The sequence below is a fragment of the Asticcacaulis sp. P2_B1 genome, assembly GCF_056404915.1.
The window spans coordinates 316214-330009 of record NZ_JBFUDD010000003.1; the positions used below are offsets into that span (position 1 = coordinate 316214).

The 13796-nt window shown below is 60.2% G+C and carries 18 protein-coding genes; 9 read left to right on the plus strand and 9 right to left on the minus strand.

Going from position 1 to position 13796, the window contains the following annotated elements; genetic code table 11:
- Positions 1-99: 99 nt before the first annotated feature.
- From AC1DX3_RS10720 to AC1DX3_RS10740, 5 genes are all read right to left on the minus strand, one after another.
- Positions 100-348, minus strand: a complete 249-nt coding sequence (locus AC1DX3_RS10720; RefSeq protein WP_476989272.1) for a hypothetical protein — start codon at positions 346-348, stop codon at positions 100-102.
- Positions 345-752 carry a VOC family protein gene (locus AC1DX3_RS10725; RefSeq protein ID WP_476989273.1) on the minus strand — a complete coding sequence of 136 codons (408 nt, stop codon included), beginning with the start codon at positions 750-752 and terminating at the stop codon, positions 345-347. The genes AC1DX3_RS10720 and AC1DX3_RS10725 overlap by 4 nt, the downstream gene beginning before the upstream one ends.
- On the minus strand, positions 745-1230 hold the full coding sequence (locus AC1DX3_RS10730) for a helix-turn-helix transcriptional regulator (protein WP_476989274.1): 486 nt from the start codon (positions 1228-1230) through the stop codon (positions 745-747). Before AC1DX3_RS10730 ends, AC1DX3_RS10725 begins: the two co-directional genes overlap by 8 nt.
- Before the next feature lie 92 nt (positions 1231-1322).
- Entirely contained in the window at positions 1323-2402 is a 1080-nt protein-coding gene (locus AC1DX3_RS10735; RefSeq protein WP_476989275.1) for a saccharopine dehydrogenase family protein, read from the minus strand.
- On the minus strand, positions 2395-3024 hold the full coding sequence (locus AC1DX3_RS10740) for a DUF4166 domain-containing protein (RefSeq protein WP_476989276.1): 630 nt from the start codon (positions 3022-3024) through the stop codon (positions 2395-2397). The genes AC1DX3_RS10735 and AC1DX3_RS10740 overlap by 8 nt, the downstream gene beginning before the upstream one ends.
- A gap of 52 nt (positions 3025-3076) precedes the next feature.
- Here AC1DX3_RS10740 and AC1DX3_RS10745 point away from each other — a divergent pair, with 52 nt between their 5' ends.
- The 3 genes from AC1DX3_RS10745 to AC1DX3_RS10755 are packed head-to-tail and all read left to right on the plus strand — an operon-like array spanning position 3077 to position 4433.
- Positions 3077-3535: a DUF2269 family protein gene (locus AC1DX3_RS10745; protein ID WP_476989277.1), complete on the plus strand. Its 459-nt coding sequence runs from the start codon at positions 3077-3079 to the stop codon at positions 3533-3535.
- Positions 3536-3595: 60 nt separating this feature from the next.
- A complete protein-coding gene (locus AC1DX3_RS10750) occupies positions 3596-4222 on the plus strand; it encodes a glutathione S-transferase family protein (protein ID WP_476989278.1) in 627 nt (208 codons plus the stop codon).
- Between the two features lie 46 nt (positions 4223-4268).
- Positions 4269-4433, plus strand: a complete 165-nt coding sequence (locus AC1DX3_RS10755) for a hypothetical protein (RefSeq protein ID WP_476989279.1) — start codon at positions 4269-4271, stop codon at positions 4431-4433.
- Positions 4434-4858: 425 nt separating this feature from the next.
- Here the strand turns inward: AC1DX3_RS10755 and AC1DX3_RS10760 are convergent, their stop codons facing one another.
- Positions 4859-5311, minus strand: a complete 453-nt coding sequence (locus tag AC1DX3_RS10760; protein ID WP_476989280.1) for a DUF4442 domain-containing protein — start codon at positions 5309-5311, stop codon at positions 4859-4861.
- 133 nt (positions 5312-5444) lie between these two features.
- Between AC1DX3_RS10760 and AC1DX3_RS10765 the strand changes: the two genes are divergently transcribed.
- Genes AC1DX3_RS10765 through AC1DX3_RS10775 form a run of 3 tightly spaced genes read left to right on the plus strand, consistent with a single transcriptional unit; the run spans position 5445 to position 7273 of the window.
- Entirely contained in the window at positions 5445-6077 is a 633-nt protein-coding gene (locus tag AC1DX3_RS10765) for a cytochrome b/b6 domain-containing protein (protein ID WP_476989281.1), read from the plus strand.
- A 3-nt stretch (positions 6078-6080) separates the two neighbouring features.
- The gene (locus AC1DX3_RS10770; protein ID WP_476989282.1) at positions 6081-6857 is read left to right on the plus strand and encodes a molybdopterin-dependent oxidoreductase; all 777 of its coding nucleotides are present in this window, start codon (positions 6081-6083) and stop codon (positions 6855-6857) included.
- A 2-nt stretch (positions 6858-6859) separates the two neighbouring features.
- Positions 6860-7273 carry a hypothetical protein gene (locus tag AC1DX3_RS10775; RefSeq protein ID WP_476989283.1) on the plus strand — a complete coding sequence of 138 codons (414 nt, stop codon included), beginning with the start codon at positions 6860-6862 and terminating at the stop codon, positions 7271-7273.
- Between the two features lie 52 nt (positions 7274-7325).
- Here the strand turns inward: AC1DX3_RS10775 and ybaK are convergent, their stop codons facing one another.
- From ybaK to AC1DX3_RS10790, 3 genes are all read right to left on the minus strand, one after another.
- Positions 7326-7799: a Cys-tRNA(Pro) deacylase gene (gene ybaK / locus AC1DX3_RS10780; RefSeq protein WP_476989284.1), complete on the minus strand. Its 474-nt coding sequence runs from the start codon at positions 7797-7799 to the stop codon at positions 7326-7328.
- 1 nt (position 7800) lies between these two features.
- On the minus strand, positions 7801-8823 hold the full coding sequence (locus tag AC1DX3_RS10785; protein WP_476989285.1) for a threonine aldolase family protein: 1023 nt from the start codon (positions 8821-8823) through the stop codon (positions 7801-7803).
- A 68-nt stretch (positions 8824-8891) separates the two neighbouring features.
- Complete coding sequence (locus AC1DX3_RS10790) at positions 8892-9194, minus strand: putative quinol monooxygenase (protein WP_476989286.1); 303 nt, start codon at positions 9192-9194, stop codon at positions 8892-8894.
- A gap of 168 nt (positions 9195-9362) precedes the next feature.
- Here AC1DX3_RS10790 and AC1DX3_RS10795 point away from each other — a divergent pair, with 168 nt between their 5' ends.
- Genes AC1DX3_RS10795 through AC1DX3_RS10805 form a run of 3 tightly spaced genes read left to right on the plus strand, consistent with a single transcriptional unit; the run spans position 9363 to position 13704 of the window.
- Positions 9363-10013, plus strand: coding sequence for a cupredoxin domain-containing protein (locus AC1DX3_RS10795; RefSeq protein ID WP_476989287.1), 651 nt, complete (start codon positions 9363-9365; stop codon positions 10011-10013).
- 23 nt (positions 10014-10036) lie between these two features.
- Positions 10037-12427, plus strand: coding sequence for a putative bifunctional diguanylate cyclase/phosphodiesterase (locus tag AC1DX3_RS10800; protein ID WP_476989288.1), 2391 nt, complete (start codon positions 10037-10039; stop codon positions 12425-12427).
- On the plus strand, positions 12427-13704 hold the full coding sequence (locus AC1DX3_RS10805) for a hypothetical protein (RefSeq protein ID WP_476989289.1): 1278 nt from the start codon (positions 12427-12429) through the stop codon (positions 13702-13704). The genes AC1DX3_RS10800 and AC1DX3_RS10805 overlap by 1 nt, the downstream gene beginning before the upstream one ends.
- The last annotated feature ends 92 nt before the right edge of the window (positions 13705-13796 follow it).

Here is a 13796-nt window from a genome sequence, read left to right on the forward strand (position 1 = left end):
CGCTCCGCTCCGTGTCTCGCCAGCTAACGGTTTTCGACTCACCGGCCCGCTTCGACCCCACGGTAACGAAAGCGAGGGGCCTTGGGTCCCTCGACCCCGTTAGACAGTGCCGTTCTTCTTGTCGCGGTAGTGTTTGACCAGCATGACAAGGCCCGTGATCATCATGGCGAACAGAGGTGGCAGGGGCGCGTAAACGACCCACATTGGTGGCTTGCCAAAGGCCATGGTGGCGAAATTGGCGGCGACGGTGATAAGGAAGACGATGCCGATCCAGCGATGCAGCCGGCGCGTCCACAGGGTGAATGGCGACGGCTTTACCGGCGCTTGCATGAATTGCGCGTAGCTCATTTGCGGGCCTCGATCATCTTCCAGCCATTGCCGGACGGGTCGCGGAAATTGGCGTCGACACTGCCGAAGCGCGCGACCGGTTCCTGGGTGAATTCGACGCCCCTGGCCTTCAGACGCTCATATTCTGCCCGGCAATCGTCGACCACCAGCACCAGGGGCGGCATGGCGCCCTTGGCGACCAGGGCCTGCATCGCCCGGGCGGTATCGGCGTCGAGCACCGGCTCCTGAGGCAGGAACAGGCCAAGCTCGAACGCCGGCTGATCGGGATGGGTGACGGTGAGCCAGCGATAATTGCCGCCCTTGGCGTCGGTATGCACCTTAAAGCCAAGCTTGCCGGTATAGAAGTCGAGTGCTGCGTCCTGGTCGTGCACATAGATGCCGACGACGCCGATTCCGTTAGTCATGTGAGGTCTCCGTTTCAACGCCGTCATCTATATCCGCGCTGTCCCGCCGCCGCTTCTCCAAAACTGCGGTTTTAAGATTGGGCCGGTGCGCGGCGGCGACGAAGCAATGCGGAACCTCCGCCAGGTCGTGCGGCTCGCCGCGTGCCAGCCGGCGCACCTCGCTCGGGCTGCTGCCGGTAATATCGTGGAAGATGCGGCCGAACGTGCCCAAACTGTTCCACCCAGTTGCCAGGGCGATTTCGATGACCGGCATGTCGGTATCGCGCAGCCAGGCGGCGGCGCGTTCGATCCGGCGGGTCAGCAGGTAGCGATGCGGTGGGAGGCCGAAGGCCTGCTTGAAAGCGCGGGAAAAATGCGCCTGGGATACGCCGCTGACCTGGGCCAGATCGGCAACGATCCACTCCGTGTCGAAGGACGCGTCCATGCGATCCTTGGCCCGCAGCAGGCGTCTGAGCAGAGCGGGTGACTGGCTGACCATAGGAATATCCGGCAAGGTTGCGTGGTTAAGCCGGCATCATTGCCGCAATGGACCAAAGTCGCAAGGTGCCGCGGAGCGCCGCGCCTGAACCGTCAATCAAACGTCCGGATGGCAAACCGCTGCAACTCGGCGACATAGGCTTCAAGGCTCACCAGTCCGACACAGGCCCGTGCGCCTGGCGTCAGGGACGCGTCGCCCTCGGCCAGGCGCTTTGCCAGCAGAATCGCCGGCACACACGGGATCTGCGGCCCGTCGCCCTTTTCCGCCACGATAAACCAGGTTTTGGTCAAGGGCGCGCCATCCGGACCGATTCCCGACAGCTTGACATGCATGCCGCCGACATCGCTGCCGATGGCGTTAAACCAATCGCTGACTGTCAATAACGGTTTGGCCAGAGCCACTAGGTTCAGTGGCACACCCCAGCGCACCAAAAAGGACATCGCCCATAGCCCGAAATGCATGAAGCCGAGCTCCAGGCCAGCGCCGAAGCGAACATCGCGCAAACCGTAAACCGGCGGCAACAGATCGAGATCGGAAATGTCGCAATTGGCCAGCCATCGCCGCCCCATGACCGGATAGATCTGGCTGTGTAAGTCCTGCCAGCCATAGGCCCGATCGTGTCCGGCAAAGGGACGCAACGGCCGGCCGACATAGGTCATGATGGCGCGCGTCGTCGCCAAACCGCGCTCGGCTTTCTGGCCCGGCGAGATTCCGAAATCGACGGCATCGAGACGCTGAAACTGCGGGCGGACATGCTCGATCACCGCCGACGACAATCCCGGCACGGTCGAAGCGCCGCTGACCAGCACGACACCGGCCGCCTTGGCCTCGGCATCCAGTTTGCTGAAATCGCGGACGAAATCGCGGCCGTCGGCCAGGTCGACATAGTGGACACCGGCGGCGGCACAGGCGCGCGCCACGCTGTAATCGGCGCCCTGAAATGGGCCGCAGGTATGAACGACGACGGCTGGCTTTTCGCGCGCCAGGACGTCGGCCAGATTGCCGGCGATATCGACCCTCAAGCCGCGCGCATGGGGAATGTCCTTCGCCAGGGCCTGCGCCTTGGACAAATCGCGGCCGGCAATGATCACCTTGACGCCATGCCGGCTTAAGGCCCGCGCGATACGCTTGCCGAAATTGCCGTAACCGCCGAGAATAAGTACCTCACGCATCTTGTAACGCCATGTCCGTCACCACGAATTCACCCTCATAGCCATATTCCGGGCCGTCATCGAACAGGGCGTTATTGACCTCCATGCGCATGTAGAAACCGGCGTCCGTGGCCGTTTCATACGCTCCGCCGGTGCCGGTGAAGATGTCGAGAAAGCCGGGCAAGGGTATGTGCAGGCCGAACAGACGCCAGGCAAAGCCGCGGTCGCGCAAAATGACCTTATCGCCGTCATAATAAAAAGTGCAGCGCCAGCCGAGGCCGCAGGCGAAATATTCGGTCACTTCGTGGCCGCCGCGCGGCACCAGTTCGGAACGGAAACACCATGGCTTGCGGCCGGGATAATAGAACCAGCGCTCGAAGGTAAAGCTGTTGGTTTTGGGATGACTGAGGAAGTGGACCGTGCAGGGGATGTTATCGCCCGCCCATGGCGTCAGCATGCCCATCATCTTCAACACCGGGGACAGAAAACGCATGCGCTGCGACATGCGGATATTGAGCACGCCCTTCACCGTCACGCGATCGTTTGAATAGGGCCGGTTGGCGTAGTGCTGCTGCAGCGCCGGTGGCAACCGCGCCCAGGCCTCATCGCCGAAAATATCCTGGAAGATCGGTCTGTTGCCCATGGCCCGCGCGTGCTCTAACCTGATCAACCTAACATGCCCGAGGCCGCCGGCAATGCTCTATCTCTGCGTCAAATGGTTACATATCCTGTCATCGACCGTGCTGTTCGGGACCGGTGCCGGGACGGCCTTTTTCATGTTGATGGCCAACCGCACGCGCGACCTGAAAACCATCCGCTTCGCCACGCGCACCGTCGTCATCGCCGACTGGCTGTTCACCACCCCGGCCGTCATTATCCAGCCGGTAACCGGCTATATCCTGGCGAAGATTGCCGGCTTTCCGATGACGACGCCGTGGCTGGTCATGGCGATCCTGCTTTATCTGTTTGTTGGGGCCTGCTGGTTGCCGGTGGTGTGGATCCAGTTGAAGATGCGGGCCCTGGCCGCGGCTGCCGAAAACGAGTTGCCGGCGCAATATTGGGCCTATAACCGGTGGTGGCTGATCCTCGGCAGCCTGGCCTTTCCGGCCGTCGTGGTGATTTTCTGGTTGATGGTGTTCACGCCGAGCTTCTGAGCTCTTGCATCGGCGGATGACACGCCCATCTCTTCGGGACGCCAAACCTGAGGAACCGCGATGATCCAACTCTACACCTGGGGCACCCCCAACGGCCGCAAGCTCACCATCCTGCTGGAAGAGCTGGGTATTCCCTACAAGATTCATCCCGTCAATATCGGCAAGGACGAGCAATTCGCGCCCGACTTCCTCAAGATTTCGCCCAATAACAAGATACCCGCCATTGTCGACGATGAGGCCGAGGGCGGCCCGCTGTCGATCTTCGAGTCCGGCGCCATCATGATCTACCTTGCCGACAAGTACGGTCAGTTCCTGGCCAGGGACGGCGCCGAACGCTGGACGACGATCCAATGGCTGATGTGGCAGATGGGTGGTCTGGGTCCGATGATGGGGCAATTGGGTTGGTTCGCGCTCAATGCCGCCGACAATACCCAGGGCCTTGAACGCTACGCCAACGAAGTGCGGCGGCTGTTCAATGTCCTCGAAAAACGCCTTGGGGAAACGCCATATGTCGCCGGTGAGCATTTCACCATTGCCGACATGGCGATCTGGCCGTGGATTTCGCAATACCGCACGCGCGTTAAGGATCATATCGAGCCCATGCTCGAGGTCCGGCCGAATATCCTGGCCTGGCTCGACCGGGTCGGCGCCCGCGAGGCCACTCAGCGCGGTTTCAAACTGCCGTAAGTAGGCGACAGCGGCGTCAAAGGCGTGCTAGGACGTGGCGATAAACATGAAAGCCACGATGATGAACAAAGCCAAGCACCGCCTTTTGACGCCGAACGAACTGGCCGAACAACGCAAGGCGCAAATCCAGGCCGCCACCGCCAAGATGGTCGCGGCGCAGAAGAAGCGCGCGGAAGAAGCCGGAAAGACGGATGAAGCGGTAAAAGAGTAGCAACCGTTCACTCGCTACGCGATGCCGCCAAGATACGGCTTGTTCCGGATAGTGGGGTATGCGTGGAAATGGAACTTACGCTTATTAGATAGCATTGCAAATTGGGGAATTGTGCAATGAGTGATGCTAGCGATAGATTGCTTAAATTAGCAGATTGGTATTTCTCGGGTCTTTACACAAAACCTGAAGTGATCGGCCAATCGATTCTAATATTAGAGTCGCATGATTTTCGCACTTTATGGGGGTTCGTGCCTGACTGGGTGCAGTCGGAGATATGGACGTTTTTAAGCCAGTGCAATGAGACTACCGTACTATATCTTACGAAAACGCCGCCTCACGTCATCGATCCGAACCTCATCGCGCTTAAGAATTGGTTGATTAGCGAGAAGGGCTACCGGTAAGCTGAAGAGGGTACGTGGAGTCGCCTAAACCTTAGCCGGCTTCCTTCGCACATACAGCGTCTTGTGCACGCGCGCGACCACGACACCGGCTTCGTCGATGACATCGACATTGTATTCCGGCTCGATCTTGCCCTTGGTGTCGGCATGTTCGCGCACGCGATCGATCTCTGCCTGCGGAATGTGGAAGTGCGCCGTCACATTCGAGCGGCCGGGTTTCAAGAACTGGATCGACGCCGCCTTGTCCCAGACGATGTAATCCTTGCCCAGCTTGGTCATCAAAATGGCCATAAAGAACGGGTCGCACATCATGTAGAGCGAACCGCCGAACTGGGTGCCGACGACATTCTTGTTCCACCAGGTCAGGCGCATCTGCACGGTAATCGAGGTGAAGTCCGGGCTGGTTTCGATCACGCGGATACCGGCGCCGATCATCGGCGGATACCAGTTGATCATCTTGAACAGCTTGTGCCGGGCCATGCCTCACCTTTACGTTAACGTTAGATTTAGCGTTGCCCAACGAAAATTCAAGCCTATTTCGGCGCCGACGTAACCCGAACTTGGTTTCGTGCGTATTCATGATAGGATTGATCAATCAGGCGGGAGACGGGCGATGCAAGAGGCCATAGACGATGGCAAGGTGGTGGTGACCGCCGCCGATCGCGACAGCATCCATCCCTTATGGCTGCGCCTGATCCACTGGGCCAATGCATTCGCGATCGTCATCCTGATCGGCAGCGGTTGGCAGATCTATAATGCCACCGGCTTCCTGCACTTCCGCTTTCCGAAACAGGTGACGCTCGGCCATTGGCTGGGCGGCGGCATTCAATGGCATTTCGCCGCCATCTGGATTCTGTTCACCACGGCGACGCTCTATCTCATCATCAATATCGCGACCAAGCGCTTGTGGCGCCAGTTCCTGCCGGTCACCCCGCGCGGCCTGTGGCAGGACCTCGGTGACTTCCTTAAGGGCCATCTGAGCCACGCCAATGTGCGCAAATATAATTCGATCCAGAAATTGGCCTATCTCTTCGCCATGATCGACATCGTCGTGCTGATTGCCTCAGGCCTGGTGCTGTGGAAGTCGGTCCAGTTCGGCTGGCTGCGGGTCCTGCTGGGCGGCTACGAGCCGGCGCGTTATATCCATTTCGGCGCCATGGTGCTGATGGTCGCCTTCATTTTCGTCCACGTGGTCATGGCGCTGGCCGTACCCAAGACGATCAAAGCCATGTTGTGGGGACGCTGAGCCATGACCGACCGCAAACTCCCTGACGATATCAAGTCTGACAAGGATGCGATCCTGAAAGAAGCCGAGCGCATCATCGATCCCGGTAAGCGCCGGCTGTTCGGTAACCTGCTCACGCTTGGCGGGCTGTCGTTGGGCACGGGCATCGCCATCCACAATTACGGCTCGATCGACAATATTCTCAAGGCCATTTCGCGCTTTAATGACGGCGCGCAGGGGGCTTTGTTCAACGCGAACAACCTGGCGCCGACCTATGCCCGGTCGGAGATCACCAATCCGTTTCCGTTCAATGCTTTTTACAGTTTGAAGGACGTGCCGGCCGTCGATGCCGCCGGCTATACATTGCTGTTGTCGGGGCAAATCGCCAACAAGACGCCGTGGACGCTCGATCAGTTGCGCGCCTTGCCGCAGATTTCGCAGGTGACGCGCCATATCTGCGTCGAGGGCTGGAGCGCCATCGGCGAATGGGGCGGGGTGGTGTTCAGCGATTTCCTCCATCGCATCGGCGCCGATACGACGTGCAAATATGTCGGCTTCAAGTGCGCCGACGGCTATTATACCTCGATCGACATGCCGACGGCTCTGCACAGCCAGACCATTTTGACGCTCAGCTTCCGTAACCAGACCCTGCCGTCGTGGTACGGTTTCCCGATGAAACTGCGCATGCCGACCAAGCTGGGTTACAAGAACCCCAAGCACATCATGGAAATCTTCGTCACCAATGTCTATCCCGGCGGCTACTGGGAAGACCGCGGCTATAATTGGTTTGGCGGGAGCTGATCGTGATTCAGGAAGTGGGTGGGAAGGCCAGGCGGGCCAAGGAGAGATGGGGACTCATTGGCTCTCTCGCATCACTTGGATTACTGTTCTTAGTAGCGCGAAGTCTGGCATTTGCCCAATCCGTCCATTGGCATATTTTGGATATGTCATTTCTAAAGAAACTGCCGATGGCTGCGTTGGAGGCTGGGCTTATGACCTGCGCGTTCACAGCGTTCGTCACCATTATCATCTTAGTCGTAAGTGGCAAAGGCGGTAAAAAGCTCACAATTACGCGGTGGATATTTCAAAAGAAGGGTGTCCGCAGATTACGCAGATTTTTTTCAGAGCCTGGTCGCGAAGCACGGAGTCAGTCGACCTGCCCGATCGATCGCGAAGCGATCTTTGGATTTCAAAACAACACATCAAGTGGCCGATAAAGCTCTGAAAAATCTGCGTAATCTGCGTAATCTGTGGATCAACTTCTTTACTTCACGCCGTCAAATCCGCGATCTTGCCGTCGGTGGCGCGAACAGCCTCTAAAGGTGCGATGCTCAGCAACAAGCCGCGCTGGCCGGCATTGATATAGACCTCGTCGTACAGTTCGACTGTTTCATCGAAGGCCGTCGGCACCGGTTTGCGCTGGCCGAACGGTGAAATGCCGCCGACCTTGTAGCCTGTCGAGCGCTCGGCATCAGGGACCTTCATCATAGTGCCCGACTTGCCGCCGAAACAGGCCGCCAGCTTCTTCATGCTGACCTCGCAGTCCGAGGGCACGACAACGCACACCGCCTTGCCGTCGACCTCGGCCATCAGGGTCTTGAAGGTCTGACTGGGGTCGATGCCCAGGGCGTCCGCCGCCTGCAAGCCGACGCGCGGGGCGTCCGGATCGTAATCGTAAGGATGCAGCCCAAAAGCGATACCCAGCTTGGACAACATCAAGGTGCCGGGTGTCGTCTTCGACATGTCAGCCTCGCGCGTCGGCCAGGAAGCCGGCGACATCGGCGTCGGTCGTGGCGAAACTGGTGACCAGCCGACAGGCCCGCGGTCCCTCGTTCGGCCAGGCATAGAAGACATGCCCCCTGGCGAACAGGCTTTCGCGCAAGGCTTCCGGCATATTGACGAACAGCTCATTGGCCTCGACCGGATAGATGATCTCGACACCGGCCACGTCGCGCAGACCGGCCGCGATCGCCTGAGCCTGACGGTTCGACCAGCGGCCCAGTTCCAGCCACAGGCCGTCTTCGAGCAAGGCCTGCAATTGCGCCGAGACGAAGCGCGCCTTCGACGGCAATTGGCCGCCGCGCTTGTGGACATAGGCGAAGTCCTCCGCCAGGGCCGGGTTGAAGATGACAGCCGCCTCCGCCAGCATGGCGCCGTTTTTGGTGCCGCCGAACGACAGGATGTCGACGCCCTTCACTACCTCGGCCGGTGAGCAACCCAGCGACGCCACGGCATTGGCGATGCGCGCCCCGTCCATGTGGACATACATGCCATGCGCCCGGGCAAAAGCGGTCAGTTCGCGCAACTCATCGAGGCCATATACCGTCCCCAATTCGGTCGACTGGGTCAGGCTGATCACCTTCGGCCGCGATGTATGTGGCGCGTGGCCCAGCGAGGTTTCGACCAGCGACCCGATGCCGGCCACCGAAATCTTGGCGCCCGCGCCCTCGATGCCGACGATCTTGCCGCCGCTGAAGAACTCCGGCAGGCCGCATTCGTCGTTATTGATATGGGCCTGGCGATGGCAAAGAATCGACTCGTACGGCCGGATCATGCGCGCCAGGGCCAACCCGTTGCAGGCCGAACCGTTAAATACCGGGAAAACCCTGACCTCAGGTGCTTCGAATGTCGCGGCAAACGTCGCCTGCAGACGCTCGGTCACCTTGTCGTTGCCATAGGCCGGGGCGTTGCCTTCATTGACCGCGGCCATCGCCGCCAAGACCTTCGGGTGGACGGGGGCGGTGTTGTCGCTTGCGAAATTGGCCATGCTGATCTCGTGAAGGTCGTTATCCATCTCCTATAGAACAGGCGAAGGCCCCTAATCTAGTCCAGAATCTAGCCCTCGACCGCAGCATAATACTGGCCGGCCGGGCGGCCGCTCAGCAAGGCCATGGCCGGCGCGAAATCTTCGGGCGTCATCCCGGCCAGGGCGGCCTTGTGCGCTTCGATACTGTCCCAGACTTCGAGGACGATCAGTTTTTCATCGTCGCTGGCGCCATCCGCCACCTTGATCAGCAACTCGCAGCGTTGGCAGCCTGGATGGTTGCGTATGCCGGCGACGACACCTTCGAACAAGGCCGTCAGTTGCTCGAACTTGCCCGGAAGGGCCTTGAATTCATTCAACCGCAAGATGCTCATGGCACTTCTTCTTTCAAATATAAGAATCACGGTGACACCGACAGGTATCGGTCAAGACAATACGGTATGTAAACCCGGTGTTAAGGATGCCAAGGCTTATTCGGCACAATAAAGCAGGTTCTCCACCTGTTTAACTGAGTTTTATATCTGTTGTGATATTCGCAGGGTATGAAACACGTTTTTGTCAGTACGACATGTCTTCTGATCGGCCTGATGGTGGGCTGTGGCCTGTCGTTTGGCGCCCAGGCGGCGGATATCGGCGTGACGGTCAGCGACGCTTCGGGCAAACCGGTCAGTTTTGCCGTGGTGACCTTTACACCGAACGGCGGCGCGGTCGTGTCGGCTGCCGACAAGTCCCGGCCTTTCACCATGGCCCAGCGCAATGTCCAGTTCGCGCCCTATGTGCTGGCGGTGCCGGTCGGCGCGACGGTCAACTTTCCCAATGAAGACCGCGTCAATCACCACGTCTATTCGTTCTCGCCCGTCCAACCGTTTCAGTTTCCGCTCTACGGCAAGGGCAAGACGCACAGCATGACCTTCACCCACGAAGGCACGGTGGCGCTCGGCTGCAATATTCATGATTCGATGAGCGCCTATGTCCGCGTCGTCGCCACGCCGTGGTACGCCACCACCGATGCCACCGGTAAGGCCGTGTTGAGAGGCGTTCCCGAAGGCGCCGGCAATCTCAAGGTCTGGCAGCCGATGATGGATGGCGGCACGCACGAAGCCGCGCGCGCCTACACGGTCGCCAAAACCAATCCCGCCCAGGCCTTCACCGTCAAGGTCCATCAGGCCGCACCCGTCAACGGCGCGTATTAGAGTAAGCGTATCCAGGAACAACCATGATTTTCAAGCGCTTAAGCACGAAGTTGACGGTCATGTTCGGCGGCCTGTTTTCAGTGGCCCTGATCGTGATTGCCCTTGCCTGCTATATGGCGATCATCTCCTATGCCCGGACTTCGGTGCAAAAGGAACTTCAGGCCTCCGCCAGCGTCTACAAGCGCATCTGGACCGACAAGTCGGAGTCGCAGCAGACCAACGCCGCCTTGCTGTCGCGCGATTTCGGCTTCGTGTCCGCCCTGGCGACCCACGATACCGCCACGGTCGAATCCGCCTTCGATAATCTCCAGAGCCGCGTCAATGCCCAGACCGGCGTCGTCATCGGCCCCGACGGCCAACCCATGGCCGGTGAGCAGGGGTCGCTCGGCCAAAGCCTGGCCAGCGCCCTGCGCGAGCGCGATGAGGGCGGACCGCAAACCGGCATCATCGCCGTCGACAGCCATCCCTATCAGGTCGTCGCGGCGCCGGTCATGGCGCCGGATCGCCTCGGCTGGATCGTCTTCGCCACGCGCCTTGACGAATCGGAAATGCAGAATCTGCAAGGCCTGTCGTCCATTCCCGTCCGCGCCAGCATACTGAGCCAGAACCGTGGCGGCCTGTGGCAGGGTCCGCAGGACCAGACGCGCGATTACAAGCCGAGTTCCTTAAGCTTCTTTATCGACCAAAGCCTGATCACCCATGCCGCCAGCATGATTGGCAGCAACCACGGTACGGTCATCGCCGTCGCCACGCCCCTGCCCAATCTCGACAGCGAGCAAAAAAGTGTCCTCCTGCTCAGCTATCCGTTGGGCATGGCGTTGAAGGCTTATCAGCCGCTGCTGACCGTGCTGTTCGGCATCGGCCTGGCCGGTTTCTGCATGGTCGTCCTGGCCAGTCTCTACCTGGCGCGCAACCTGACCCGTCCCATCATGGCGCTCAAGGATGCCGCCTTCGCCTTGCGTGACGGCAGGCCGGGCCAGGTCAAGATCACGACCCAGGACGAAATGGCCGACCTGGCCTTCGCCTTCAATGCCATGGCCGTGTCGATCGAGGATCGTGAACGCGATATTACGCGCCTGGCCAAGACCGATATCCCCACCGACCTGCCTAACCGCTCGGCCTTCGAAGACCATATTGCCATGCTGCGCGAAAGAGGCACGGATATCGGTACCGTCGTCGTCTGTATCGGTATCGACCGCTACACCCATATCCGTGCCGTCTGGGGCGTCGCCTATGCCCATACCCTGGTGTCGCGCCTTCAGGAGATCCTGGCCCGCATCTTCGACAAGGCTTTCATCGCCCGTCTGTCGGCCGACACCCTGGGCCTTGTCATGTCGCCGTGCGACGCCGATCAGGCCCTGCCTCTGGCCCGCGCCATCGCGTCGCGCCTCGACAAACGCATCCGCGTCACCGACGACCAGTCCCTCGACGTCGCGGTCAGCCAGGGCGTCTACCATATCGCGGCCGGCCGTCCCACACCGGACGAAATGATCGAACGCGCCCTGATCGCGCTCGACCAGGCGCGCGCCGCCAAGTCACGCATTGCGCTGTTCGACCCGCGCATCTATTCCGAACTGGCCGACACCCTGCTGCTGACCGATCAGCTCTATGCCGCGCTCGCCACCAACGCCCTGACCGTCTACTACCAGCCGAAATACAGCTACCGCGAAGGCCGCATCACCTCGGCCGAGGCCCTGGTGCGCTGGAACCATCCCGAGCGCGGCTTTGTCTCGCCCCAGCGCTTCGTCGGTATCGCCGAGGAAACCGGCGCCATTCGCGACCTGACGCTGCAGGTGCTGCAACACTGCCTGACCGATCAGGCGCGCCTGAAGGCCGCCGGCTTCGAGCTCGACATCAGTATCAACTATTCCGGCCGCCTGCTCAGCGACGAGGCGTTCAACGCCCGCACACTCGCCATGTGCGACACGGCCGCCGGCAAGATCTGCCTCGAAATCACCGAAACCGCGGTCATCGAAGACCCGAAGATCGGCCTGGCCGCCATCAACACCTTCGTCGACCACAATCTCGAAATCTCGATCGACGATTTCGGCACCGGCCTGTCGTCGCTCGCCTACCTCAAACAAATCCCGGCCCACGAGCTCAAGATCGACCGCTCCTTTATCATGGAGATCGAGTCGGGCAAGCGCGATGCCCTGCTGGTGCGTTCGGCCATCGATCTAGCCCACGGCCTCGGCATGAAGGTGACCGCCGAAGGCGTCGAAACCGCCGCTTCCTTCACCCTGCTGCAGGCCATGGGCTGCGACATGGCCCAGGGCTACGGCATTGCCCGGCCGATGCCCTTCGACAACCTGATTCCGTTCCTCACCGAGTTCACGGGCGTAGCGGAAGCCAAGGCTAAGATGCCGCATTTTCACGCCCAAAAAGTGCTTACCAACAAGAAAGCCGTCCGTTAATGGCGCTATTCCTTTGCAAGCCGCTCGTTCGCACTTTGCTGGCCGCCGCGGTCCTGGTGACAGGAACGACCGGCGCCAAGGTCTCTCATGCCGAAACCCAGCTGTTCCAACCGGAAAACTACAATGCTTGGATCGATGTCCGCGCCGTCGGTAGCGACGGCGAAAGGGGATGGTTGAAGGGCGGGTTCGGTAAACTCAGATACGACAGCGGTAACCTTAACGTCGCCCAGGCGGCCCTGTTATGGAAGCCGCGCCTGCTGGATACCGTCACCGCTTACGTCCTGGTCCAGGACGTGCCCGATGCCGAGACTCCGTTCGGTGTCGAAGAAGCCTATGTCAAATGGAAGCCGGTACCGACATCGGACCTGCGCTGCTCGCTGCGTGCCGGTCAGATGTTCCCGCCGGTCTCGATGGAACATGACGGTGTCGGCTGGACGCCGTCGCGCACCATCACGCCGTCGGCGATCAATAGCTGGATCGGTGAAGAAGTCCTGGTGCGCGGCCTTGAGGGCAATGTACAAAAGTCTTTCGGCGCCCACACCGTTGGCCTGACCGCCGGCGTGTTTTCACGCGATGATACGGCAGGCACAATCCTGTCATGGCGCGGCTGGGCCCTGCATGACATCTCCTCGGCCGACAATACCGGCCTGCCGCTCTCCGACGGCGATAATCAGGGTTGGTACCGGCTGTTCGACGACGACCAGGCCGAGTTGAGCAAGCCCATGGTCGAGCTCGATCACCGCCTCGGTTACTATGTCCGCCTCGACTGGCGTCCGCCGGTACCGGCGGCCTTCAATCTCGAATTCTACGACAATCGCGGCGACCCGGAAGTCGAGCGCAACGCGCAATGGGGCTGGGCGACGCGTTTTTATAATCTCGGCGTTCAATATAATCCCGCACCCGGTTTCGAAGTCCTGGCGCAATATATGCGCGGCCATACCCAGATGGGTTGGGAGCTGAGCGACGGCACCTGGTCGGTCGATTCCGATTTCGACTCGGCTTACCTGCTCTTGTCGCACAAGTGCGACAATGGTGACCGCTTCACTGGGCGTGTCGACTATTTCGCCGTCAAGGATCATTCGAAGCGCGCTATCGATGACAATACCGACAAGGGCTACAGCGCTACCGTGGCCTATATCCGGCCGCTGAACGCCCATCTCGACCTGGCCTTCGAAGCGCTACAGGTTCACAGCAACCACCCGGCACGCGTCACTCACGACCTGGCGGCGCATCAGAGCCAAACCCAGATTCAGTTGGCGTTAAAAATCCATCTCTAATACCAAGCCGCGATGATGATGACTCATCGCGCTTGGAAAGGGCGACCGCCCGCCCGAGCCGTTGCGAGGAGCCATGCGGCGATTGAGCTGAA

What these genes read in the sequence shown, in the direction of transcription:
- AC1DX3_RS10795 (WP_476989287.1), top strand. Translation starts at nt 9,363, where the DNA reads ATGAAACACGTTTTTGTCAGTACGACATGTCTTCTGATCGGCCTGATG.
- AC1DX3_RS10800 (WP_476989288.1), top strand. Translation starts at nt 10,037, where the DNA reads ATGATTTTCAAGCGCTTAAGCACGAAGTTGACGGTCATGTTCGGCGGC.
- ybaK (WP_476989284.1), bottom strand. Translation starts at nt 7,799, where the DNA reads ATGTCGAAGACGACACCCGGCACCTTGATGTTGTCCAAGCTGGGTATC.
- AC1DX3_RS10745 (WP_476989277.1), top strand. Translation starts at nt 3,077, where the DNA reads ATGCTCTATCTCTGCGTCAAATGGTTACATATCCTGTCATCGACCGTG.
- AC1DX3_RS10735 (WP_476989275.1), bottom strand. Translation starts at nt 2,402, where the DNA reads ATGCGTGAGGTACTTATTCTCGGCGGTTACGGCAATTTCGGCAAGCGT.
- AC1DX3_RS10730 (WP_476989274.1), bottom strand. Translation starts at nt 1,230, where the DNA reads ATGGTCAGCCAGTCACCCGCTCTGCTCAGACGCCTGCTGCGGGCCAAG.
- AC1DX3_RS10790 (WP_476989286.1), bottom strand. Translation starts at nt 9,194, where the DNA reads ATGAGCATCTTGCGGTTGAATGAATTCAAGGCCCTTCCGGGCAAGTTC.
- AC1DX3_RS10740 (WP_476989276.1), bottom strand. Translation starts at nt 3,024, where the DNA reads ATGGGCAACAGACCGATCTTCCAGGATATTTTCGGCGATGAGGCCTGG.
- AC1DX3_RS10720 (WP_476989272.1), bottom strand. Translation starts at nt 348, where the DNA reads ATGAGCTACGCGCAATTCATGCAAGCGCCGGTAAAGCCGTCGCCATTC.
- AC1DX3_RS10770 (WP_476989282.1), top strand. Translation starts at nt 6,081, where the DNA reads ATGACCGACCGCAAACTCCCTGACGATATCAAGTCTGACAAGGATGCG.
- AC1DX3_RS10725 (WP_476989273.1), bottom strand. Translation starts at nt 752, where the DNA reads ATGACTAACGGAATCGGCGTCGTCGGCATCTATGTGCACGACCAGGAC.
- AC1DX3_RS10765 (WP_476989281.1), top strand. Translation starts at nt 5,445, where the DNA reads ATGCAAGAGGCCATAGACGATGGCAAGGTGGTGGTGACCGCCGCCGAT.
- AC1DX3_RS10785 (WP_476989285.1), bottom strand. Translation starts at nt 8,823, where the DNA reads ATGGCCAATTTCGCAAGCGACAACACCGCCCCCGTCCACCCGAAGGTC.
- AC1DX3_RS10805 (WP_476989289.1), top strand. Translation starts at nt 12,427, where the DNA reads ATGGCGCTATTCCTTTGCAAGCCGCTCGTTCGCACTTTGCTGGCCGCC.
- AC1DX3_RS10750 (WP_476989278.1), top strand. Translation starts at nt 3,596, where the DNA reads ATGATCCAACTCTACACCTGGGGCACCCCCAACGGCCGCAAGCTCACC.
- AC1DX3_RS10760 (WP_476989280.1), bottom strand. Translation starts at nt 5,311, where the DNA reads ATGGCCCGGCACAAGCTGTTCAAGATGATCAACTGGTATCCGCCGATG.
- AC1DX3_RS10755 (WP_476989279.1), top strand. Translation starts at nt 4,269, where the DNA reads ATGAAAGCCACGATGATGAACAAAGCCAAGCACCGCCTTTTGACGCCG.